General features: G+C 70.7%; 23 protein-coding genes. 14 read left to right on the top strand and 9 right to left on the bottom strand.

Annotation, left to right across the window (positions count from 1 at the left end; all coding sequences use genetic code 11):
* The first annotated feature begins 136 nt into the window (after positions 1-136).
* Positions 137-1,396, top strand: a complete 1,260-nt coding sequence (locus ABZT93_RS00305) for an ROK family transcriptional regulator (protein ID WP_356096716.1) — start codon at positions 137-139, stop codon at positions 1,394-1,396.
* 70 nt (positions 1,397-1,466) lie between these two features.
* Here the strand turns inward: ABZT93_RS00305 and ABZT93_RS00300 are convergent, their stop codons facing one another.
* Positions 1,467-1,760, bottom strand: coding sequence for a putative quinol monooxygenase (locus ABZT93_RS00300; protein ID WP_356096713.1), 294 nt, complete (start codon positions 1,758-1,760; stop codon positions 1,467-1,469).
* Between the two features lie 350 nt (positions 1,761-2,110).
* On the opposite strand from ABZT93_RS00300, the gene ABZT93_RS00295 reads away from it, so the two are divergent.
* The 7 genes from ABZT93_RS00295 (at position 2,111) to ABZT93_RS00265 (ending at position 9,963) form a co-directional block, all read left to right on the top strand.
* On the top strand, positions 2,111-3,127 hold the full coding sequence (locus ABZT93_RS00295) for a sugar ABC transporter substrate-binding protein (RefSeq protein WP_356096710.1): 1,017 nt from the start codon (positions 2,111-2,113) through the stop codon (positions 3,125-3,127).
* A 130-nt stretch (positions 3,128-3,257) separates the two neighbouring features.
* A complete protein-coding gene (locus tag ABZT93_RS00290; protein ID WP_007383866.1) occupies positions 3,258-4,271 on the top strand; it encodes an ABC transporter permease in 1,014 nt (337 codons plus the stop codon).
* Positions 4,268-5,104 (top strand): ATP-binding cassette domain-containing protein, encoded by an 837-nt coding sequence (locus tag ABZT93_RS00285; protein ID WP_351990456.1) that lies wholly within the window; start codon positions 4,268-4,270, stop codon positions 5,102-5,104. Before ABZT93_RS00290 ends, ABZT93_RS00285 begins: the two co-directional genes overlap by 4 nt.
* Positions 5,105-5,180: 76 nt before the next feature.
* On the top strand, positions 5,181-6,212 hold the full coding sequence (locus ABZT93_RS00280) for a LacI family DNA-binding transcriptional regulator (protein WP_356096706.1): 1,032 nt from the start codon (positions 5,181-5,183) through the stop codon (positions 6,210-6,212).
* A gap of 136 nt (positions 6,213-6,348) precedes the next feature.
* Complete coding sequence (locus ABZT93_RS00275; RefSeq protein WP_356096703.1) at positions 6,349-7,692, top strand: MFS transporter; 1,344 nt, start codon at positions 6,349-6,351, stop codon at positions 7,690-7,692.
* Positions 7,689-9,059, top strand: a complete 1,371-nt coding sequence (locus ABZT93_RS00270; RefSeq protein WP_356096700.1) for a prolyl oligopeptidase family serine peptidase — start codon at positions 7,689-7,691, stop codon at positions 9,057-9,059. Before ABZT93_RS00275 ends, ABZT93_RS00270 begins: the two co-directional genes overlap by 4 nt.
* Positions 9,060-9,111: 52 nt before the next feature.
* A complete protein-coding gene (locus ABZT93_RS00265; protein WP_356096697.1) occupies positions 9,112-9,963 on the top strand; it encodes a PaaX family transcriptional regulator C-terminal domain-containing protein in 852 nt (283 codons plus the stop codon).
* A gap of 216 nt (positions 9,964-10,179) precedes the next feature.
* Here ABZT93_RS00265 and ABZT93_RS00260 read toward each other — a convergent pair whose 3' ends face one another.
* The 5 genes from ABZT93_RS00260 to ABZT93_RS00240 form a co-directional block, all read right to left on the bottom strand.
* A complete protein-coding gene (locus ABZT93_RS00260; protein ID WP_356096694.1) occupies positions 10,180-11,604 on the bottom strand; it encodes a HAMP domain-containing sensor histidine kinase in 1,425 nt (474 codons plus the stop codon).
* Complete coding sequence (locus ABZT93_RS00255; protein ID WP_356098355.1) at positions 11,605-12,318, bottom strand: response regulator transcription factor; 714 nt, start codon at positions 12,316-12,318, stop codon at positions 11,605-11,607.
* An 85-nt stretch (positions 12,319-12,403) separates the two neighbouring features.
* Positions 12,404-13,033, bottom strand: a complete 630-nt coding sequence (locus ABZT93_RS00250; RefSeq protein WP_356096691.1) for an FMN reductase — start codon at positions 13,031-13,033, stop codon at positions 12,404-12,406.
* On the bottom strand, positions 13,030-14,121 hold the full coding sequence (locus tag ABZT93_RS00245; protein WP_356096689.1) for an LLM class flavin-dependent oxidoreductase: 1,092 nt from the start codon (positions 14,119-14,121) through the stop codon (positions 13,030-13,032). The genes ABZT93_RS00250 and ABZT93_RS00245 overlap by 4 nt, the downstream gene beginning before the upstream one ends.
* A gap of 227 nt (positions 14,122-14,348) precedes the next feature.
* Positions 14,349-14,954: a TIGR03086 family metal-binding protein gene (locus ABZT93_RS00240; RefSeq protein ID WP_356096686.1), complete on the bottom strand. Its 606-nt coding sequence runs from the start codon at positions 14,952-14,954 to the stop codon at positions 14,349-14,351.
* A gap of 75 nt (positions 14,955-15,029) precedes the next feature.
* Here ABZT93_RS00240 and ABZT93_RS00235 point away from each other — a divergent pair, with 75 nt between their 5' ends.
* Complete coding sequence (locus ABZT93_RS00235) at positions 15,030-15,845, top strand: helix-turn-helix domain-containing protein (RefSeq protein WP_356096684.1); 816 nt, start codon at positions 15,030-15,032, stop codon at positions 15,843-15,845.
* 47 nt (positions 15,846-15,892) lie between these two features.
* Here the strand turns inward: ABZT93_RS00235 and ABZT93_RS00230 are convergent, their stop codons facing one another.
* Entirely contained in the window at positions 15,893-16,351 is a 459-nt protein-coding gene (locus ABZT93_RS00230) for a hypothetical protein (protein ID WP_356096681.1), read from the bottom strand.
* A 130-nt stretch (positions 16,352-16,481) separates the two neighbouring features.
* On the opposite strand from ABZT93_RS00230, the gene ABZT93_RS00225 reads away from it, so the two are divergent.
* Positions 16,482-16,817 carry a YnfA family protein gene (locus ABZT93_RS00225; protein ID WP_356096678.1) on the top strand — a complete coding sequence of 112 codons (336 nt, stop codon included), beginning with the start codon at positions 16,482-16,484 and terminating at the stop codon, positions 16,815-16,817.
* Positions 16,818-16,827: 10 nt separating this feature from the next.
* On the opposite strand, the gene ABZT93_RS00220 is transcribed toward ABZT93_RS00225, so the two are convergent.
* The gene (locus ABZT93_RS00220) at positions 16,828-17,262 is read right to left on the bottom strand and encodes a nuclear transport factor 2 family protein (protein ID WP_356096675.1); all 435 of its coding nucleotides are present in this window, start codon (positions 17,260-17,262) and stop codon (positions 16,828-16,830) included.
* A 135-nt stretch (positions 17,263-17,397) separates the two neighbouring features.
* On the opposite strand from ABZT93_RS00220, the gene ABZT93_RS00215 reads away from it, so the two are divergent.
* Positions 17,398-18,174 carry an SDR family NAD(P)-dependent oxidoreductase gene (locus ABZT93_RS00215; protein ID WP_356096672.1) on the top strand — a complete coding sequence of 259 codons (777 nt, stop codon included), beginning with the start codon at positions 17,398-17,400 and terminating at the stop codon, positions 18,172-18,174.
* Positions 18,171-18,305: a hypothetical protein gene (locus ABZT93_RS00210; RefSeq protein ID WP_329266200.1), complete on the top strand. Its 135-nt coding sequence runs from the start codon at positions 18,171-18,173 to the stop codon at positions 18,303-18,305. The genes ABZT93_RS00215 and ABZT93_RS00210 overlap by 4 nt, the downstream gene beginning before the upstream one ends.
* A gap of 7 nt (positions 18,306-18,312) precedes the next feature.
* Here the strand turns inward: ABZT93_RS00210 and ABZT93_RS00205 are convergent, their stop codons facing one another.
* On the bottom strand, positions 18,313-19,506 hold the full coding sequence (locus ABZT93_RS00205) for an RtcB family protein (RefSeq protein ID WP_356096669.1): 1,194 nt from the start codon (positions 19,504-19,506) through the stop codon (positions 18,313-18,315).
* 206 nt (positions 19,507-19,712) lie between these two features.
* Between ABZT93_RS00205 and ABZT93_RS00200 the strand changes: the two genes are divergently transcribed.
* Positions 19,713-20,534, top strand: a complete 822-nt coding sequence (locus tag ABZT93_RS00200) for a DUF3558 domain-containing protein (protein ID WP_356096666.1) — start codon at positions 19,713-19,715, stop codon at positions 20,532-20,534.
* Positions 20,535-20,787: 253 nt separating this feature from the next.
* Positions 20,788-21,606, top strand: a complete 819-nt coding sequence (locus ABZT93_RS00195) for a DUF3558 domain-containing protein (protein WP_356096664.1) — start codon at positions 20,788-20,790, stop codon at positions 21,604-21,606.
* Positions 21,607-21,614 lie beyond the last annotated feature (8 nt).

The following is a 21,614-nucleotide window of genomic DNA, read 5'->3' as shown; positions in this document are numbered from 1 at the left end:
ACCCCCGGGTGCGTTCGCTTCCCGAACACCACCCCGGGGTTAATTTATGGCGTGATTTAAGACGCGAAGGAAAAGGCGCGTCAAGAGTCGGCGCAGCGGTATCTTGCAGGTGGAGGCGGCATCGGAAGGGGTCCACATGGCGGGGCGGAGCGGGCGTACGGTGCGTGACCTGCGACGGGGCAACCGGGCCGCCGTACTGCAACGGTTGTATTTCGACGGGCCGATGAGCCGCTTCGAGCTGGCCCCGGCCACCGGCCTGAGCGGCGGCTCCATCAGCAACGTGGTCGCGGAACTGGTCGAGGACGGCCTGGTCGAGGAGGCCGGCACCGTCGAGTCCGACGGCGGCCGCCCCCGCACCCTGCTGCGTGTCGCCCCCGCCGGCGGCCACATGATCGGCGTCGATGTCGGCGAGACCCGCGTCCGAGTCGAGCTCTTCGATCTCACCCTCACCGAACTCGCCCGCACCGAGCGCCCCCTGGAGCATCACGGCTACGACGTCGAGGCCGTCGTGGGTCACATCCGCGACGGCATCGCAGAGGTCCTCGCCGACACGGCCATCACCCCGGAACAGCTCCTCGGCGTCGGCATCGGCGTCCCCGGCATCGTGGCCCCCACTCCCGGGCAGGGCGCGGTGGTCCACGGTCAGACGATGGGCTGGGACGCCGTCCCGCTGGAGTCCCTGCTGCGTTCGACCTGTGAACTCCCCGACTCCGTGCCGTACTTCATCGACAACGGCGCCCGCACCCTCGGCCAGGCCGAGCTGTGGTTTGGCGCCGGCCGGGGCTCGCGCAACGCGGTCGTCGTCCTCTTCGGGTCGGGCATCGGCGCCTGTCTCGTCACCGAGGGGGTGGAGTACGGCCGCGCCCTGGAGTGGGGACATGTGACCGTGCAGGTCAGGGGCCGCCGCTGCCGCTGCGGTGCGCTCGGCTGCCTGGAGGCGTACGCGGGCGCGGGCGCGCTCGTCGACCGCTGGCGCGAGGCGGGCGGCCACCCGCCCGAGGGCACCGACGAGGAGACCGCACTGGCCGCACTGCTCGCCGCCGCCCACCCGGCCGGGAGCGCCGAGGCCGACCCGGTGGCCCTGGCCGTCCTGGAGGAGACCGCCGAGTACGTGGGGGCAGGCCTTTCCGACCTGGTCAACCTCTTCCAGCCGGAACGCATCCTCATCGGCGGCTGGGCCGGTCTCCAGCTCGGCCCCCACGTCCTGCCCGCCGTACGCCGGTACGCCGACGCGTACGCCCTGCGCCACCCCGCCGCACGCGTCTCCATCGACCTCGGCGAACTCGGCCCGGACGCGGTCACGGTCGGCGCGGCGAGCCTGCCCCTCGCCGACTTCTTCGCCGGGGGCGGGCGGCGCGGCGCGCGCGGGCGGGTACGCGCGGAGGCGAACGGCTGACCCGCGCCGGGAGCACGAGCCGCCCGCCCAGAGCGGCGGACGACCCCGTCGCCGGCGGAGGCGGACCCCGTCAGACCACCGGGTCGAGGAACGTCAGCACGGAGGCGTCCTCCTCGATCAGCGGAGTGAGTGCGGCGTTGAACGGGCCGCCGTACGGGGCCTTCAGGTGTGCCTGGAAGGCGTCCTCGTCCCGGTAGACCTCGAAGATCCAGAAGGCGCGCGGATGCGACGCCTTCGTGTAGACGTCGAAGGCGAGGTTGCCCTCCTCCGCACGCACCTTGTCGGCGTACTCCACGATCATGCGCGCGACCTCGTCCCGCACTCCCTCACGGGCGGTGAACTCGGCGAGCAGGGTCTTCTTCACGGTTTCGTGTCCTTGTCCGTCGCGATAGGAGCCGAGGTCCCACGGGTGTCATCGTTGACTTGTGTCATCGCTGACACCACGTGGCCCGATGATGGACGCAGTCCCGCCCCCTCGTCAACGGCACCCCTCACGACGAGCGCGGTTCGACAGCGGGCGCGATTCGAAAGCGGGCACGAACCGGGCGGCCATCACCGTCGTTGCGGACTTGTGACGAACGCGGGGCATTGACGTTGCCGGGAGACGGGGTCATCATCCTCGGCAGTGTCAACGATGACATAAGTCAACGATGACACCTAGGGACGGCATGCTCCGATGCCGCCGCTCGCCCGCAATCCCGCTGGAGTCGTTTCATGTCTCGCACCCCTCGACTGCCTTCCTCCCTGCTCAGAGTCGCCGCGTGCACCTCGGTCGCGGCCCTCGCCCTGACGGCCTGCGGTTCCGGCTCCGGATCGGGCTCCACGAGCTCCGGATCGGGCACGGTGAAGGTCGGGCTGATCACCAAGACCGACACCAACCCGTTCTTCGTGAAGATGAAGGAGGGCGCGGAGAAGGCCGCCAAGGAGAACGGCGCCCAACTCATGACCGCGGCGGGCAAGTTCGACGGGGACAACGCCGGCCAGGTCACCGCCATCGAGAACATGGTCGCGGCCGGGGTGAAGGGCATCCTCATCACCCCGAGCGACTCCAAGGCGATCGTGCCCGCGATAGCCAAGGCCAAGGCCAAGGGCGTGCTGGTCATCGCCCTGGACACGCCGACCGAGCCGGAGAGCGCGGTCGACGCCCTCTTCGCCACCGACAACCTCAAGGCCGGCGAGCTGATCGGCGAGTACGCCAAGGCCGCCATGAAGGGCAAGACCGCGAAGATCGCCGCCCTTGACCTCGCGCCCGGCGTCTCCGTCGGCGTCCAGCGGCACAACGGGTTCCTCAAGGGCTTCGGCGCCACCGAGAAGGACGTGGCCTGTGCCCAGGACACCGGCGGCGACCAGGCCAAGGGCCAGACGGCGATGGAGAACTGCCTCCAGAAGAACCCCGACATCAACCTCGTCTACACGATCAACGAGCCGGCCGCGCTCGGCGCGTACACCGCGCTGAAGGCCAAGGGCCGCGAGAAGGACGTCCTGATCGTCTCCGTCGACGGCGGCTGCACCGGCACCCAGGCCGTCAAGGACGGGAAGATCGCGGCCACTTCGCAGCAGTACCCGCTGAAGATGGCCGCCCAGGGAGTCAAGGCCGTCGTGACGTACGCCAAGGACGGCAAGAAGGCGTCGGGTTACACCGACACCGGCGTCACCCTGATCACCGACAAGGCCCAGACCAACGTCACGTCCAAGGACACCGCCTTCGGCCTGGAGAACTGCTGGGGCTGAGGCCGGCCCACGGGACCGTACGACAACGCCTCTCCCCCGAGCGGGGCGGCCGGCCCCGCTCCTCCCCGACCCGGGGACGGCCGCCCCCTGTCCTCCCACCAGGACTTCTGTCTTCCGACAAGGACTTCGCATGACCGCCACGTCCACGCCTCCGAGCACCTCCTCGCCGTACGCCGAACTCAAAGCGCCGACCACGGCCCGCAGGCTGCTCACGGCGCCGACCACCGGCCCGCTGGTCGCCCTTCTGCTCGCCTGTGTCTTCTTCGCCGTCTCGTCCGACCAGTTCCTCACCGGCGGGAACTTCTCGCTGATCGTGCAGCAGGTCATGGTCGTCGGCACCCTCGCCATCGGCCAGACGCTGATCATCCTCACCGCGGGCATCGACCTGTCGTGCGGCGCGGTGATGGCGTTCGGCAGCATCGTGATCGCCAAGATGGCCGCCGAGGGCTCGCTGCCGCCGCTCGTCGCCATCGCGCTGGGACTGGTCGTCTGCGGCGGATTCGGCCTGTTGAACGGGCTGTTGGTGCAGAAGATCCCGCTGCCGCCGTTCATCGTCACCCTCGGCATGCTCAACGTGGCGTTCGCGCTGACCCACATCTACTCCGAGGAGCAGACGGTCACCAACCTGCCCGGCCCGCTGACGGCCCTCGGGCAGACCTTCCCGATGGGCCACACCGACATCACCTACGGCTCCCTCGTCACCATCGGCCTGTTCCTGCTGCTCGCCTACGCGCTGAGCAGCACCGGCTGGGGCCGGCACGTCTACGCCCTCGGCAACAGCCAGGAGGCCGCGCGGCTGAACGGCATCCGCACCTCCCGGCTGACCATCGGCGTCTACACCGTCGCCGGTCTCCTCTACGGCGTCGCCGCCCTGCTCCTCATCTCCCGCACCGGAGTCGGCGACCCGCAGGCCGGGCAGACCGACAACCTCGACAGCATCACCGCCGTCGTCCTCGGCGGCACCAGCCTCTTCGGCGGCCGCGGTTCGGTCCTCGGCACCTTCATCGGCGTCCTCATCGTCGGGGTCTTCCGCAACGGACTCCAGCTGATGGGCGTCGCCTCGATCTACCAGACGCTGATCACCGGTGTGCTGGTGATCCTCGCGGTGACCGTCGACCAGATCTCCCGGAAGAAGGCCCGATGACCGCCATCGCCTCCCCCACCCCCGTCCTCCAGGCCCGCGGTCTCGTCAAGCGCTACGGCCAGGTCACCGCCATCGACGGCGCCGACTTCGACCTGCTGCCCGGCGAGGTGCTCGCCGTCATCGGCGACAACGGTGCCGGCAAGACCAGCCTGATCAAGGCCCTCACCGGCGCGGTGACGCCCGACGCGGGCGAGATCCGCCTGAACGGCGAGCCCATCCAGTTCTCCGGGCCGCAGAGCGCCCGCGCCCACGGCATCGAGACGGTCTATCAGGACCTCGCCGTGGCCGCCTCGATGGACATCGCCTCGAACGTGTTCCTCGGGCGGGAACTGCGGCGCCCCGGTGTCCTCGGCAGTGTCTTCCGCATGCTCGACAAGAAGCGCATGCGCCAGGAGGCCGCCGAGCACATGGCCGACCTGAAGATCGGGCTGCGCTCGCTGACCCAGTCGGTCGAGACCCTGTCCGGCGGGCAGCGGCAGGCCGTGGCGGTCGCCCGTTCCGTCGCCTGGGCCCGCAGCGTGGTCGTCATGGACGAACCCACCGCCGCGCTCGGCGTCAAGGAGTCCGGACAGGTCCTCGACCTCATCCGCCGGGTCCGGGACAAGGGCATGCCGGTCGTCCTGATCAGCCACAACATGCCGCACGTCTTCGAGATCGCGGACCGCATCCACGTCCACCGGCTGGGCCGGCGGGCCGCCCTCATCAAGCCCTCCGACTACTCCATGGCGGAGGTCGTCGCCATCATGACCGGCGCGCTCACCGTCGATGAGGCCGGCGGTACTGTCGTAGCGGATTCCGAGGCCGCGAAGGCCGCGGGCGTCCAGGCCACCTGACCACAGCACTCGACACTCGACGGCATCCGGCCGAGGCCGCGGCCGGAACCGACGAGCACAGGAGACGGTTTCCTCCATGGCAGCGAACCGCCGCCCGACCCTGGCCGACGTCGCCCGCGAAGTGGGCGTCAGCGCCAAGACGGTCTCCCGCGTTCTCAACGAGGACGGACCCGCGTCGGCCGAGACCAGGGAACAGGTGCTGGCCGCCGTGGCCAAGCTCGGCTTCCAGCCGAACCTCATGGCACGCAACATCCGCGTCGGCGGGCCCGACACCACCGTCGGCCTGGTCATCCCCGACCTGGGCAACCCGTTCTTCGGAGCGGTGGCCCGCAGTATCGAGGACACGGTCCGCGACCGTGGACTGACGCTGCTGATGGGCTCGTCGGCGGACGAACCGGACCGTGAACGGGCCCTGACGGACAAGTTCCTCGCCCGCCGCGTCAGCATCCTGCTGGTGGTGCCGTCGGTCGGTGCCGACCACTCCCATCTCAAGACCCACCGGGCCACGGGCCTGCCCGTCGTCTTCCTCGACCGTCCCGGAGTGGGTCTGGCCGCCGACAGCGTGGTCAGCTCCAACCGCACCGGCTCCCACGACGGCGTCGCCCACCTGATCGCCCACGGGCACCGGCGCGTCGGCTTCGTCGGCGACCTGCCGGTCAAGCTCTACACCCGCCGGGAGCGCCTGACCGGGTACCGCGAGGCCCTGGAGCAGGCCGGCCTGCCCTACGACCGCTCCCTGGTCACCAACGCCCATGACCAGCAGGGCGCTTCGGCCGCGACCTCCCAACTCCTCGACCTGGCCGATCCGCCCACCGCCCTGTTCGCGGGCAACAACATCGTCGCCCTGGGGATAGTCGCCGAACTCGCCCGCAGCAGGCGCAAGGACGTCGCCGTCGTCTCCTTCGACGACGTCCCGCTCGCCGAGGCGCTCGAACCGGCGCTGACCGTCGTCGCCCAGGACCCCGAGGAGATCGGCAGAACAGCGGCGACCACGGCTCTGTCCCGCCTCGACGGCGACCGCACCCGGGCCCGGACCATCACCGTGCCGACGCGCCTGATCGTGCGGGGCTCCGGCGAGCGGCCCGCCCCGTCGTTGCAGCGGGCCTGACCCACAGTCACGCGCCGCACGGTGACGCACGTCACACTCACCCATCACAAGCCTGTCAATGTTGTGCACTTTATTGACGGCAGTCACCAGACAGCCTAATTTCGCGGTGTCCTTCCCCCGCTCAAGGGAGCCCGCGATGCCCCCGTCCCCCACCGCATCAGAACGCACCCGCCAACTCCGCCGAGTCGCCCTGTCCGGCCTGCTCGGCACCGCCGTCGAGTTCTACGACTTCCTCGTCTACGGCACCGTCGCCGCGCTCGTCTTCGGCGAACTGTTCTTCCCCGGCGCCGACCCCGCCGTGGGCACGATCGCCGCGTTCGGCACCTTCGCCGCCGGATACGTGGCCCGCCCCATCGGCGGCATCGTCTTCGGACACTTCGGCGACCGCCTCGGCCGCAAGAACATGCTGCTGCTCACCATGGGCCTGATGGGCGGCGCCAGCTTCCTCATCGGCCTGCTGCCCACGTACGACACCATCGGCGTCTGGGCCCCGGTCCTGCTGATCACCCTGCGCGTGGTCCAGGGCATCGCCATCGGCGGCGAGTGGGGCGGCGCGACCCTGATGGTCGTGGAGCACGCGGGCGAGAAGCGCCGCGGCCTGTGGTCGAGCTTCACACAGATGGGAGCCCCGCTCGGCTCCCTGATCTCCGCCGCCGTCGTCGCCCTGGTCTCCACCCTCCCCAAGGACCAGTTCGCGGCCTGGGGCTGGCGCGTGCCCTTCCTGGTGAGCGTGCTGCTGCTCGGCGTCGGCCTGTTCGTCCGCCTCAAGGTCGTCGAGAGCCCGCTGTTCGCCGCGGTGAAGAAGGACCGCGCCGAGTCGAGGCTCCCCGTCCTCGACGTCCTGCGCCGCCCGAAGCCCGTGCTGCTGGCCTGCTGCGTCGGCATCGGCGCCTTCACCGCCCAGTCCCTGCTGACCAGTTACCTGATCGCGTACGCCACCGGCATCGGCTATCCCCGCCCGCAGGTGCTCACCGCGCTCACCGTCTCCGCCGCCGTCGCCCTGGTCGTGCTGCCCTGCGCGTCCGCGCTCTCCGACCGGATCGGCCGCCGCCCGGTCGTCCTCACCGGCGCGATCCTGTCGGCCGCCACCGCGTTCCCCGTCCTCGCACTGATCGACTCCAGGTCGTCGGGGGCCCTGATCCTGGCCGTCGTCATCGGCCACGGCATCTCCCAGTCGCTGATGTACGGCCCGCTGGGCGCCCTGTTCAGCGAGATGTTCGGCACCAAGGTCCGCTACACGGGCGCCTCCCTCGGCTACCAGGGCGCGACCCTCGTGGGCGCCGGCTTCTCCCCGATGATCGCCGGAAGCCTGGTCGCGAGCAGCGGCAACGGCACCCCCGTGGCCCTCCTGCTGTGCGGCGGTTCGCTGATCACCGCGCTGACGGTGTGGTTCGTCCGCGAGACCAGCCGTACGTCACTCGGCGAGGACCCCGCCTCCGAACTCCCCACCACCCCCCACACGGAGGAGATCACCGCATGAGGCACGGCACCCGCATCGCCTGCGCGACGGCGCTTCTGCTCACCCTCACCGCCGCCCCCGCGGCTACGGCCGCCACCGACACCCCCACCCACGTGGACGGCCAACTCCCCTCCGGCGCCACGTACATGATGGACGTCCCCACCAACTGGAACGGCACCGTCCTGCTGTTCAGCCACGGTTACAACGCGGGCCCCGCCAACCCCGCCCAGGACGCTCCGGACGCAGCCACCAAGCCCCTTCTCCTCCAGCAGGGTTACGCCCTCATCGGCTCCTCGTACGCGTCCACCGGCTGGGCGGTCACCGACGCGGTCCCCGACCAGATGGCCACCCTCAAGGCCTTCACCACCCGCTTCGGCCGGGCCTCCCGCACCCTGGCCTGGGGACGGTCGTACGGCGGCCTGGTCACCACCGCCATCGCCGAGCGCCACCCGGACGAGATCGACGGCTCGCTCTCCATGTGCGGCCTGGTCCACGGTGGCGTGGCCAACTGGAACAACACCCTCGACCCGGTCTTCGCCCTCAAGACGCTCCTCGGCTCCGACGTCCCGCTGGTGGACCTCCCGAGCCAGGAGGCCGCGACCGCCGCCGCGAACACCCTGACCGCCAAGGTCGACTCCGCCCAGTCGACCGCCGAGGGCCGCGCCCGTATCGCCCTCGCCGCGGCCCTGCACAACATCCCGGTCTGGAACGCGCCCACCCAGACCCGGCCCGCCGCGACCGACTGGGACGCCCAGCAGGCCAACCAGTACGACGCCGTCAAGGGCCTGCTGAAGATCGCCGCCTTCAACCGGCGCCAGGAGGCCGAGGCCCGGGCGGGCGGCAACATGTCCTGGAACACCGGCATCGACTACGCCCGGCTGCTCGGCGAGTCCTCGGTCCGCAAGGAGGTCACCGAGCTGTACAAGGAGGCCGGCCTCTCGCTGCAGAAGGACCTCGCGGCCCTCAACCGGGCCCCGCGCATCAAGGCGGACCAGAACGCCGTGGCGTGGATGAGCAGCACGAGCTCCTTCACCGGCCGCCTGGCCAAGCCGCAACTCTCCGTCCACACCATCGGCGACCCTCTGGTCCCGGTCCAGACGGAAAGCGCCCTGCGCCGCGCGGTCACCGCGGCCGGTTCCGGTGCCCTCCTGCGCCAGGCCTACGTCGACAACGCCGGCCACTGCACGTTCAGCCCCGCCGAGCAACTGGCCGCCCTGCACACCCTGGAGGACCGCTTGACCACCGGCGAATGGCGGGGCACCGACCCGGCGTCCCTCAATTCCCGCGCCACCGCGGCCGACCCCACCACCCCCACCCGTTACGTCCGGTACCACCCCACCCCCTACCTTCGCCCCTACGACCTTGCCCACCCCGCCGACCGCCGGTGACCTCGTACGACCGCCTGCCGCACGGTCGGCGGGCGGTCGTACCCTTGCCCCCGTGGAGGACGACGACATCCTGGACACCGCGGACGGGCCGCAGCAGCGCCCGCAGTCGCTCATGCTCACCTTCTTCGGCAACCACGTTCTGGAGGAGGGGGACCTCGGCGTCTACTCGGGCAGCATCATCGACGTCCTGGGCCGCGTGGGCGTGGGTGAACAGGCCGTCCGCTCCACCCTCACCCGCATGGTCAACCGCGGCCTGCTCCAGCGTCAGCGCGAGGGCCGCAAGATGTTCTTCGGCCTGACCCCGCAGGCCACCCGGGTCCTGATCGACGGCCGGACCCGCATCTGGAAGCAGGGTGCCGTCAACGACGACTGGGACGGTTCCTGGACCCTGCTCGGCTTCTCACTGCCCGACTCCTGGAAACGCCAGCGCCACGACCTGCGCTCACGCCTGACCTGGTCCGGATTCGGCGCCCTGTACAGCGGCCTGTGGATCGCCCCCGGCCACGTGGACGTCTCCGCGGTGGTCACCGATCTCGGCCTCACCGCCCACGTCAAGATCTTCCACGCCCAGGCCGCCGAGGTGACCGACATCGAGCAGATGATCCGCGACACCTGGGACCTGGAGTCCATCGCGGCCCGCTATGTCGCCTTCGACAAGCGCTGGAGCGCCCACCTCGGCAACGGCACCGACGACGACCCGATCGGCACCCGCCTCCGCCTGGTCAGCGACTGGCTCCGCACCATCCGCACGGACCCCAGACTCCCGGCCCGCCACCTGCCCCCGGCCTGGCCGGCCCGCGTCGCGCAGGAGACCTTCCACCGGGTCGCGGAACAGACCCACCCGGCACTGGTGGCAGGCCGCACGGCCCTGGAGACGATCCCCCTGCGCGGACAGCCGTCCTAGGGCTGCGCCTCTTGGCGTGCCTCGCTGTGCCGTCAGGCGACCGCGGATGCGTCGGGGCCGGTTTTCAGGGGCGCGGGGAACTGCGCAAACGCCCACCCCCACCGAACCCGCACAGGCCGCCGCAGGCCCCAGGGGCGCGGGGAACTGCGCGACCAGCCCCCACCGAACCCGCACCCGCCCGACAACCGAACCCGGCACCCCCGCAGGCACAACCGCTCAACCGCCGGAGGCATCCCCACCCACGGTGAACCCGATCACCGTCCCACCCCCGTCCCGGGGAAACGCGAACGGCGCGCCCCCGTGCGACAGCGCCACCTCCCGCACGATCGACAACCCCAGCCCCGACCCCGGCAACGACCGCGCGTCCGCCGCCCGGTAGAAGCGGTCGAAGACCCGCACGAGATCGGCGTTCGCGATCCCGGGCCCCCGGTCCAGCACCTCCACCCGCACCGGCCCGGCCGCCGTGATCCCCGACACCGAGATCTCGATCGCGGCGCTACCGTCCCGGTCGAACTTCGCCGCGTTCTCGACCAGGTTCGACAAGGCCCGCTGCAGACTCCCCGGCCGCCCGTCCGTCACCGTCGACCCGCTCGCGTGCACCACGATCTCCCGCCCGGTGCGCCGCCGGGCCAGCCCCGCCACCTCCTCCGCGACATCGGCGAGGTCCACCCGCTGCGGCGGCTCGTTGTCCGACTGCCCCGCCGCGAGGTCGACCAGTTCGTTGACCAGGTCGGTCAACTCCCGTGCCTCCTGGGTGAGATCGGCGACGAGGTCCTCGCGTGTGGCGGGCGGCAGCTCGTCGATCCGGCGCAGCAGCGAGATGTTCGTACGCAACGACGTGAGCGGTGTCCGCAGCTCGTGTCCCGCGTCCTGCACCAGCCGCCGCTGATCCTCCTCGGACTGCGCGAGCCGGCCCAGCATCCGGTCGAAGGCCCGCCCCAGCCGCCCCACCTCGTCATAGCCGGTGACCGGCACCTCGATCCCGAGCCGCCGGGTCCGTGCCACGTCCTCCGCGGCGGACGTGAGGATGACCAGCCGCCGGGTGATCCGCCGGGCCAGCCACCACCCGAACAACCCGGCGCCCACCACGACCGCCGCCATGAGCAGGAACGTCCGCTGCTGCAGCGCCCGCAGCAGGTCCTCGGTGTCGCTGAACTCCTGGGCGACCTGCACGGCACCCCGCCCGCCCCCCAGGGAGACGGTGGCGACCCGGTACACATCGCTCCCGACCGAGACCTCCTTGTGCAGGACCATCCGCCCGGCCGCGCCGGCGGCCGCTATCCGCCGGTCGCCGGAGATCACCGGCAGCCCGGGACGCCCGGGGTCCGCGACCGCCCCGGTGGGTCCCAGCACCTGCACATCCGTACGCGCGGGCCGTACCAGGTCGTGCCCGGGCGCCGAGGACGAGAAGTCCTCCGGCGCCATCCGGTGCTGGCTCACCTCGTCCCGGAGGTCCTGCACGACCTGGTCGAACACGGACTCCTGGTCCACCCGCACCAGACGGGCGGCGGCGCTGTAGGACAGCACACCGACGAGCACGGTCACCGCGGCCGTCACCGCGGCGAAGGACACCGCGAACGTGGTCCGCAGGGACAGCAGCCGGGGCCGCGGCCGGGCCCACAGTCGAGCCAGCCGCCCCACTCAGTCCTCCCGGAGCACGTAACCCACGCCACGCACCGTGTGGATCAGCTGCGGCGCACCGGGCTCGTCGAGCTTGCGGCGCAGATAGCCGACGTAGACGGCGAGGTTCTTGGAGCCGGGCCCGAAGTCGTAGCCCCAGATGCGGTCGTAGATGGTCGAGTGGTCGAGCACGATGCCCGCGTTGCGCACGAGCAGCTCCAGCAGCTCGAACTCGGTACGGGTCAGCTCCAGCTCGCGCGTCCCCCGCCAGGCCCGCCGCGCCTGGATGTCCATGCGCAGCCCGGCCGCCTCGATCCGTCCCTGGGGCAGTTCGGGCACGACGGCCTTGGGAGCGGCGTCGACCGGGGCCATCCCGTCGGGGCTGGTCCTCCGCAGCAGGGCCCTCAGCCGGGCGAAGACCTCCTCGACGTCGAACGGCTTGACCACATAGTCGTCGGCGCCCGCGTCCAGACCGGCGATCCGGTCCTGGGTCTCCACGAGCGCCGTCAGCATGAGGATCGGCGTACGGTCGCCCTCGGCGCGCAGCACCCGGCAGACCTGGAGTCCGTCGATCCCGGGCATCATCACGTCGAGGACGAGCACGTCCGGCGGCGTCTTGTGGGCCTGCGCCAGCGCCTCGACCCCGTCGGCGACCGCGGTGACCTGGTAGCCCTCCAGGCTCAGGGCGCGCTCCAGGGCGTGACGGATGGCGCGGTCGTCTTCGGCGAGCAGCACATTGGGGGACACACCCTCAGTGTGCCGTGCCCACCGAGTCGTACGTGTGATGAGCTGCTCACCGCCCGCCCTTCTTACTGGCCTCTCACCCGGTGGGACGCAACGCGGCGAGCTGCTCCTCGAAGGGCACCACGGCCGAGAACGCGTCGGCCCGGGACGCACGCGGCGCACGGCCGGCCGGCACCCCGCCCGACACTGCGCCCGACAGTCCCGTCATCAGCGTGGCCAGTTCCCCGGCCGCCCGCTCGATCCGCCCGTCCAGCCCCTCGGCGCCCCAGTCCTCCGAGGCGGCGTACACCCCGGTCGGCACGACGACGGCCTTCAGATAGGCGAAGAGCGGCCGCAGCGCGTGTTCGAGGACCAGCGAATGCCGGGCCGAGCCACCGGTCGCGGCGATCAGCACCGGCTTGCCCGCCGGCGCCTCCGGGTCGAGCACGTCGAAGAACGACTTGAACAGTCCGCTGTACGACGCCGAGAACACCGGGGTGACGACGATCAGGCCGTCGGCCGCGGCCACCGCCTCCTGCGCTGCGGCCAGGGCCCGTCCCGGGAAGCCGTTGGTGAAGTTCTGCGCGATCTCCACGGCGAGTTCCCGCAACTCCACGACCTGCGTGTCCACCTCGGCCGTACGCCCCACGGCGGCGGCCAGCCGGTCTCCCAGCAGGCGCGTGGACGAGGGGACGCTCAGCCCCGCGGACACGACGACGAGCCTCATGCGACGACCTCCTTGTTCTGCTGGGCGGCCAGCAGGGACGCGTGAGTGGGAGCCTCGGGGACGTCCGCCGGACGGCCCGCCGCGAACTCCTTGCGCAGTACCGGTACGACCTCCTCGCCGAGCAGGTCGAGCTGCTCCAGGACGGTCTTCAGGGGCAGTCCGGCGTGGTCAAGCAGGAACAGCTGGCGCTGGTAGTCCCCGGCGTACTCGCGGAACTTCAGCGTCTTCTCGATGACCTGCTCCGGGGAGCCCACGGTCAGCGGGGTCTGCTCGGTGAACTCCTCCAGGGAGGGCCCGTGCCCGTACACCGGTGCGACGTCGAAGTACGGCCGGAACTCCTTCACCGCGTCCTGCGAGTTGCGGCGCATGAACACCTGGCCGCCGAGACCCACGATCGCCTGCTCGGCCGTGCCGTGGCCGTAGTGGGCGTAGCGGGCCCGGTACAGCTCGACCATCCGCTTGGTGTGGTCGGCGGGCCAGAAGATGTTGTTGTGGAAGAAGCCGTCACCGTAGTAGGCGGCCTGCTCGGCGATCTCCGGGGAGCGGATGGAGCCGTGCCAGACGAACGGCGCGACCCCGTCCAGCGGGCGCGGCGTGGACGTGAAGCCCTGGAGCGGCGTGCGGAACTTGCCCTCCCAGTTCACGACGTCCTCGCGCCACAGCCGGCGCAGCAGGGCGTAGTTCTCGATGGCGAGGTTGATGCCCTCGCGGATGTCCTTGCCGAACCAGGGGTAGACCGGGCCGGTGTTGCCGCGGCCCATCATGAGGTCGACGCGGCCGTCGGCCAGGTGCTGGAGCATCGCGAAGTCCTCGGCGATCTTCACCGGGTCGTTCGTGGTGATCAGCGTGGTCGAGGTCGAGAGGATGAGCTTCTCGGTCCGCGCCGCGATGTACCCGAGCATGGTGGTCGGCGACGACGGCACGAACGGCGGGTTGTGGTGCTCACCGGTCGCGAAGACGTCGAGTCCGACCTCCTCCGCCTTCAGCGCGATCGCGACCATGGCCTTGATCCGCTCACGCTCGGTCGGCGTACGGCCGGTCGTCGGGTCCGGCGTGACATCACCGACGCTGAAGATCCCGAACTGCATGGTCGCTCACCCTCCAGGTAGTTGACGGTTCAACTATAACCGCGTGCCTGGAGAACGACGACGCAGGGACCCCTATTCCCCCGATCCAGAGGAACCCTGGGAGCACGGGCCTCGACCGATCAGCCGCCCCACTCCCCACCCAGGCCCACCTGCCCCACTCAGGGGCGGGGAACTGCGCGACGAGCCCCCCGCCGGCCGGCAGCCGATCGACACCCGCACCCACCCCTTCAGCGGTCGTCACCCCACCCCGGATCCCGACCCGTCCGCCCCAGCAACCGCTCGAATTCCGACGCCTCCCCGGAAACCGCCACCGGCTCCCCGAAAACCCCCATCTTCCTGGCCGTGGGAGCGAGCTGAGCCACCGCACCCGTCAGCTCCTCCACCACCGCCCCGTCGGCCTCCCCGTACTCCTGACCCGTGGCCCGCGCCAGGTCCCACACATGCACGGTCAGGTCGAGCAGCGCCATCGAGCCGACCAACCGGGCCGGCATGTCCATCGCCCCGGTCGTGCCCTCCTCGGCGCCGGGCACGGACCAGGCCGACACCAGCCGGTCCGCCTCCGCCGCGAACCGCTCCCGCCAGCCCGGCCCCTCGGCCACCCGGTCGGCAGCGGCCTCGCCGAAGTCCGACGGCTCCTTCGCCGCCAGCCGCTGGAACTGCACGATCACCTGGAAGAGATGGTTGACGAGCTCCTTCACGTCGTACTCCGCACAGGGCGTGGCGGCCCCGAGAGCCGTGTCCTCGATCCCCCGGACCACCGGGACCGCCCGATCCCGGGCCATGCCCAGCAGCTCACCGATGCCGTACGTCTTGTTCGCCGTGTTCGTGTCCATGCCCCGACCGTACGAAGCCCGCCGCCCTCCCTTCTTGAAGAAACGCGACGCCCGGCCCGGACGTACGATCCCCTCATGGCCGTCCCCCGCCGCGACACCCGCGGGATCGTCGACCCGGCCGGGCTGCTGACCCGGGTGAGGTTCCGCCGCCACGAGCCCGCCGCGCCACTGCGCCGGTACGTCGAGCGGTACTGGTTCATCGACTGGGACCTGCCCGAGCCCTACGTCTCCCACGTCGTCCCGCACCCCTGCGTCCACCTCACCTTCCAGCAGGACGAGGACGCGCTCTACGCCGAGCTGACCGGCATCCCCGGCGGCCTCTACACCAGGAAGCTCACCGGCCGGGGCCGGGTCTGCGGGGTGAAGTTCCGTCCCGGCGGCTTCCGTCCGTACGCCCCTGACCATCCCGTCTCCCACTGGACGGGCCGAGTACTGCCCGCCCAGGACGTGTTCCCGCGGGCCACCCCAGCCACCGCCCGCTCCGTGGTGACCCCCGCCACCGATGAGGCCCGCGTCGCCGCACTCGACGCCTTCCTCCTCCCCCTCGCCCCGGCCGACCCCGACCCGCAGGCCGACCTCGCCACCGCCCTGGTCGACCGCGTCCACGAGGACCGCGCCGTCCGCCGCGTCGACGACTTCGCCGCCACGGCGGGACTCTCCGTACGGGCACTCCAACGGCTCTTCTCGGCGCACGTGGGTGTCAGCCCCAAGTGGGTGATCCTCCGCTACCGCATCCACGAGGCCCTGGAACGCGCCGGCACTCGGGGCGAGGCCGACTGGGCCGCCCTCGCCGCCGACCTCGGCTACGCGGACCAGGCCCATCTGGTCCGGGACTTCACGGCCACGGTCGGGGTCCCGCCGACGGCGTACGCACAGGCGTCCGCGGACTGACCCGCAGCAGCGGCTCGGGCCGCCTGGGGCCCGGTCCCCCAGGCGCGTCAGAAGTAGTACTCGTCCCCGCTGTCCAGCAACAGCACCCGCTGCCTGTCGTTCGCCCCGTTCCGGTCCACCGTGCCGCCGTTCCACACCGTGTCGAACTCCAGCAGCACCTCCGACGGCACCCCCCGCAACCGCACCCGCATGTCGACCCGCTCCCCCACCCCGTCCGCCGCCAGCACCCCCACCCGGCACGACACCACCCGCTCCGCCGACCGCGCACACCCCTGCGGCAACGTCTGCTCGTCCACCAGCGGCTCGGACCACTGCAGCCGTACGGTCGCGTCCGGCACAGCGGCAAACCCGTGATTGCGCGGCGTGAACCGTACGTCCACCAGCCCCCCGGACAGGGACGCGGCCCCGTGATACGCCAGATCCGCCTCGGGTCCGCCCACCGCGACCGCCGTACCCCCACCCACCAGAGCCACCACCACCGCACCCCACACCGCAAGCACCCGCATGCCACCCACTCCTCGCTCCAGCCGCCCGAACCGCCGTGGTCGCTGGGATGTATCCCACGCCCGACAGCCGACAGGCGCCCTCCATCAGGTGACAGCGGCCCCGGCGAACCGGCATGCGAAGCTGGCCCACATGCTCGTAGCCCGCTCCGCCGCCCTGTTCGTCGTGGCCGCCCTCTTCGAGATCGGGGGCGCCTGGCTGGTCTGGCAGGGCGTGCGGGAGCACCGCGGCTGGATGTGGACCGCGGGTGGCGTCCTCGCCCTCGGCGCCTACGGCTTCGTCGCCACCTTCCAGCCCGACGCCCACTTCGGCCGCATCCTCGCCGCGTACGGCGGCATCTTCGTGGCCGGCTCGATCCTGTGGGGCATGGCGGCGGACGGCTACCACCCCGACCGCTGGGACATCGCGGGCGCACTGATCTGCCTCGCGGGCATGGCGGTGATCATGTACGCCCCACGGGGCGACTGAGCGGCCGCGGTCAGGATGTCTCGTCGTCCGGCAGCAGCCCGAGCTGTCCGAGGAACTCCATCTCGTCGAAGTAGAGCCGGTAGTCCACGATCCGCCCGTCCCGCACCGTGGCGATGTCGACCCCGCGGATCCTGATCTCCTTCTGCGTCGCCGGGAGCGTCTCCCCGGTGGGCAGCTGGATCGGCCCGGTGTTGCGTCCGCTGAAGACGCCCTCGTCGATGGCCGTGTCCCCGGCCTCGTAGGCGTGCTTCGTCTCGAACGTGCCGTCCGGCACCGCCTCCGTCATCTGCCGCCAGTACGCGACGATGTTGTCGCGCCCGTGGATCTCCCCCTCGTCAGGGGTGACAGCGACCGCGTCCTCCGCGTACAGCTCGGCGATGGCCTTCAGATCCGGGTGCGTGACCGCATCCGTGAGCCGGTCCATGACCTCACGCGCTTCTCCCATGATCCACCTCCGTATGTCAGGGGATCACCCACCTCAATTTTCGCACCGGCCCGCGATCCGGACCGCCCGGAGCCCCGGACCGCGGCCGACCTATCCTGGCGGGAGCCCGTACCCACGCACGCCCGAGGAGCAGCCATGGCATCCGCCGCCCCGTCCCCCGCGTCCCGGATCGCGATCGTCACCGGGGCGAGCAGCGGAATCGGCGCGGCCACCGCACGGCAGCTCGCCGCGGCCGGCTACCGGGTCGTGCTGACCGCCCGTCGCAAGGACCGCATCGAGGCGCTCGCGGAGGAGATCAACGCGGCCGGCCACCAGGCGACGGCCTACCAGCTGGACGTGACGGACCGCGAGGCGGTCGACGAGTTCGCGACGGCCTTCAAGACGGTCGGCGTCCTCGTCAACAACGCCGGCGGTGCCCTGGGGGCCGACCCGGTGGCCACCGGCGACCCGGCCGACTGGCGCACGATGTACGAGACGAACGTCATCGGCACCCTGAACCTCACCCAGGCCCTGCTGCCCAGGCTCGACGCGAGCGGCGACGGCACGATCGTCGTCGTCTCCTCGACCGCCGGCCACGGCACCTACGAGGGCGGCGGAGGCTACGTCGCCGCCAAGCACGGCGCCCACGTCCTCGCCGAGACCCTGCGCCTGGAGATCGTCGGCCGCCCGGTCCGCGTGATCGAGATCGCGCCCGGCATGGTCAAGACCGACGAGTTCGCCCTGACCCGCTTCGGCGGCGACCAGGAGAAGGCGGAGAAGGTCTACCAGGGCGTCGCCGAGCCCCTCACCGCCGACGACGTCGCCGACACCATCACCTGGGCGGTCACCCGCCCCAGCCACGTCAACGTCGACCTCCTGGTCCTGCGCCCCCGCGCCCAGGCCTCCAACACGAAGGTCCACCGGGACCTGTGACCCCGGACCCCAAGGACCCCAAGGACCCCCACGACGAACGCCACATGTGGTGGTGGCTCGCCTACTTCCTCTTCGGCATCCACATCGTGGCGTTCGTCATGATCTACGCGGTGATGCACGCCCCGAAGTGAGCGCGGCTCAGCCCTTCACGCACACGACCTGCTTCAGCTTGGCCACGACCTCCACCAAGTCCCGCTGCTGGTCGATGACCTGGTCGATCGACTTGTAGGCGCCCGGGATCTCGTCCACGACACCGGAGTCCTTACGGCACTCCACGCCCCGCGTCTGCTCCTCCAGGTCCCGCGTCGAGAAGCGCCGCTTGGCCGCGTTCCGGCTCATACGCCGACCCGCCCCGTGGGAAGCCGAGTTGAAGGCCTTCTCGTTGCCGAGGCCCTTCACGATGTACGACCCCGTCCCCATGGAGCCCGGGATGATGCCGTACTCGCCGGAACCGGCCCGGATCGCGCCCTTGCGGGTCACGAGCAGGTCCATCCCGTCGTAGCGCTCCTCGGCAACGTAGTTGTGGTGAGCGCTGATCTCCGGCTCGAAGGTCGGCCTGGCCTTCTTGAACTCCTTGCGGACCACGTCCTTGAGGAGCGCCATCATGATCGTGCGGTTGTACTTGGCGTACTCCTGCGCCCAGAACAGGTCGTTGCGGTACGCCTCCATCTGCGGGGTCTGCGCGATGAAGACGGCGAGGTCACGGTCGACCAGCCCCTGGTTGTGGGGGAGCTTCTGGGCCACGCCTATATGGAACTCGGCGAGTTCCTTGCCGATGTTCCGGGAACCGGAGTGCAGCATCAGCCAGACAGAACCGGTCGTATCCGTGCACACCTCGACAAAGTGGTTTCCGGATCCGAGCGTTCCCATCTGCTTTCCAGCACGTTCGTGACGGAATTTGACCGCATCCGCAACCCCGTCGAACCGCCCCCAGAAGTCGTCCCACCCCCCGGTCGCCAGCCCGTGGAACCGCCCCGGCTCGACGGGACTGTCATGCATCCCCCGCCCCACCGGAATGGCCTGCTCGATCTTCGACCGCAGCCGGGACAGGTCCCCCGGCAGGTCGTTCGCCGTCAGGGAGGTCTTCACCGCCGACATCCCGCAGCCGATGTCCACGCCCACCGCGGCCGGACACACCGCCCCCTGCATCGCGATGACGGATCCGACCGTCGCCCCCTTGCCATAGTGCACGTCCGGCATCACCGCGAGGCCCTTGATCCACGGCAGGGTCGCGACGTTGCGCAGCTGCTGCAGGGCCACGTCCTCGACGGTCGCCGGGTCGGTCCACATCCGGATCGGGACTTTGGCGCCCGGCATCTCCACGTACGACATATCGTCCTCATTCCCCCGGAAAGAAAGCAGAAGTCTCAAATCGCAATACCGGTGCCAAGGTCGACGTATGGGATGACGGACCGGCGTTCACGGCAGTGCGTGCGATACACATTGTCTCCAGGGCGCACCCCCGTGCGGCAAGTGAATAACCTGCGGGGACACTGAGATCCCCCACGAGTCGGAGACATTCCGAGAGGAGCCCCACCGTGCAGCGGAAGGCCTACGTACCCGGCGTCGCCGCCCTCCTCGCGGCGCTGTTGGCCGGCTGCACCGGCAGCTCCGGTGGCGACGGCCCGACGGACGACGCCAACCCCGGCGACACCGGCACCGCCTCCGTCGTGGCCCAGCCCGGCAAGTACCGCACATTGCCCGAGGCGTGCGGCGTGGTCGGGGAGAGCACCCTCGACACGCTCCTGCCCGGCATCCAGCAGATCGCCGACACCGATCAGCGCGCCAGGGCCTACGCGGGCGACGCCACGCTCACCTACGACACCGACCGCAAGGTCGGCTGCCGTTGGAAGGTGGAGGCCACGGACGCCACCGAGTACCTCTCGGTCGACTTCGAGCGCGTGGTGTCGTACGACAACGCGGTCAGCGACGACACCCAGGCGCAGCAGTTGTTCGCGCAGGCCCAGGAGAAGGCCGATCTGCCGGCGGCGACGTCCAGCGCCACCTCGGACGTGGCGGAGAGCGGCACCGCCAGTGCCACGGCGTCCCCGACGGCCCCGACGGCCCCCCCGAGCGGTTCCGCGAGTCCGAGTGGCTCGGCGTCCGCCACTCCGTCCGATCTGCAGCCGCGTCTTCTGGACGATCTGGGCGACGAGGCCTTCCTGGACGACGTGTTGAGCAACTCCGGTTCGACGGCCCAGCAGCGCAAGGTGACTGTGGCGTTCCGCACGTCCAACGTGATCGTGACCATCGAGTACGAGGAGCAGCCGACGACGATCGGCGTCACCCCGGACAGCAAGGAAATGCAGGACAACGCCCGGAAACTGGCTTCGCAGCTGGCCGGGTCGCTGTCCGGCTGAGTGCTCTGCACACACCCCTCACCCGTGCGCACAAAGCGTTCGATGCTGGACCGCACAGCTTCCTCACCGCGTACCGTGGCCCCTCGGACCCGACCCGACGGCAGGAACCACAAGCGTCATGAGTGAAGGAACCATGCAGCGACGAGCAGAGCGTGACCAGGGTGTTCTGGGGGCCCCTCCCACGTCTTTCGGGCAGTGGGGGAGAGCGAAGCGTCTTCACCGCGTCCTTGTCTGCGCGGCCGCAGTCCCGGTGATGCTGATCGCCGCTGGCTGCTCCTCCGACTCCGGCTCCGGCGACTCCGGCTCCGGCGGCGGTGGGGACAAGGCCGCGGGCGCCGGTGCGACGGTGTCGGCCTCCGAAAGCGCGGCGCCCACGGTGCAGGCGGCGGCGTACGACTCGCTTCCCGAGTCGTGCAAGGTGCTGTCCTCGAAGACCCTGAAGTCGCTGGTCCCGGAGGCTGGGAAGTCCGGTAAGAAGGGCACGTCGGAGGCGGGTACGCGCGGCAGTTGCTCCTGGAGCAGCCTCGACAACAACGGCGTGAAGGGCTCTCAGTTCCGCTGGCTGAACGTCTCGCTGCTGCGCTTCGAGTCGGACAGCTCGCGCGGTACGGGCGAGGCGCAGGCGCAGAAGTACTACGAGCAGCAGATCCAGGACGCCCAGTCGGTGGCCGGTGCGAAGAACACCAAGTCGCAGGCGGTTTCCGGGACGGGTGACGCGGCGACGCTGGTGCGTTACGACCTGAAGAAGAAGGAAGGCGCCTTCAAGCAGCAGACGGTCGTCACGCGCGTGGAGAACGTCGTCGTCACCGTCGACTACAACGGCGCGGGTCTGGCCGGTGACAAGGCGCCGAGTTCGGACAGCCTCACGAAGCTCGCGGAGCAGGCCGCCAAGGAGGCGGTGTCGGCGGTGTCGGCGGCGAACGGTGAGGGTGCGGCGAACCCGGCCCCCTCGGAGTCCGCGTCGGGTTCGAAGGCGCCGTCGAAGTCCGCGTCCCCGTCCGCTTCGAAGTCCCCCGCGAAGTCGGCGTCGAAGTCGGCATCTCCGTCCAAGTCGGCCGCGAAGACGAGCTGACGACGTAC

The organism is Streptomyces sp. NPDC005303 (assembly GCF_040607335.1).
In the GTDB taxonomy this organism is placed as follows: Bacteria; Actinomycetota; Actinomycetes; order Streptomycetales; family Streptomycetaceae; genus Streptomyces.
This window is presented reverse-complemented; position numbering and strand designations above follow the sequence as displayed.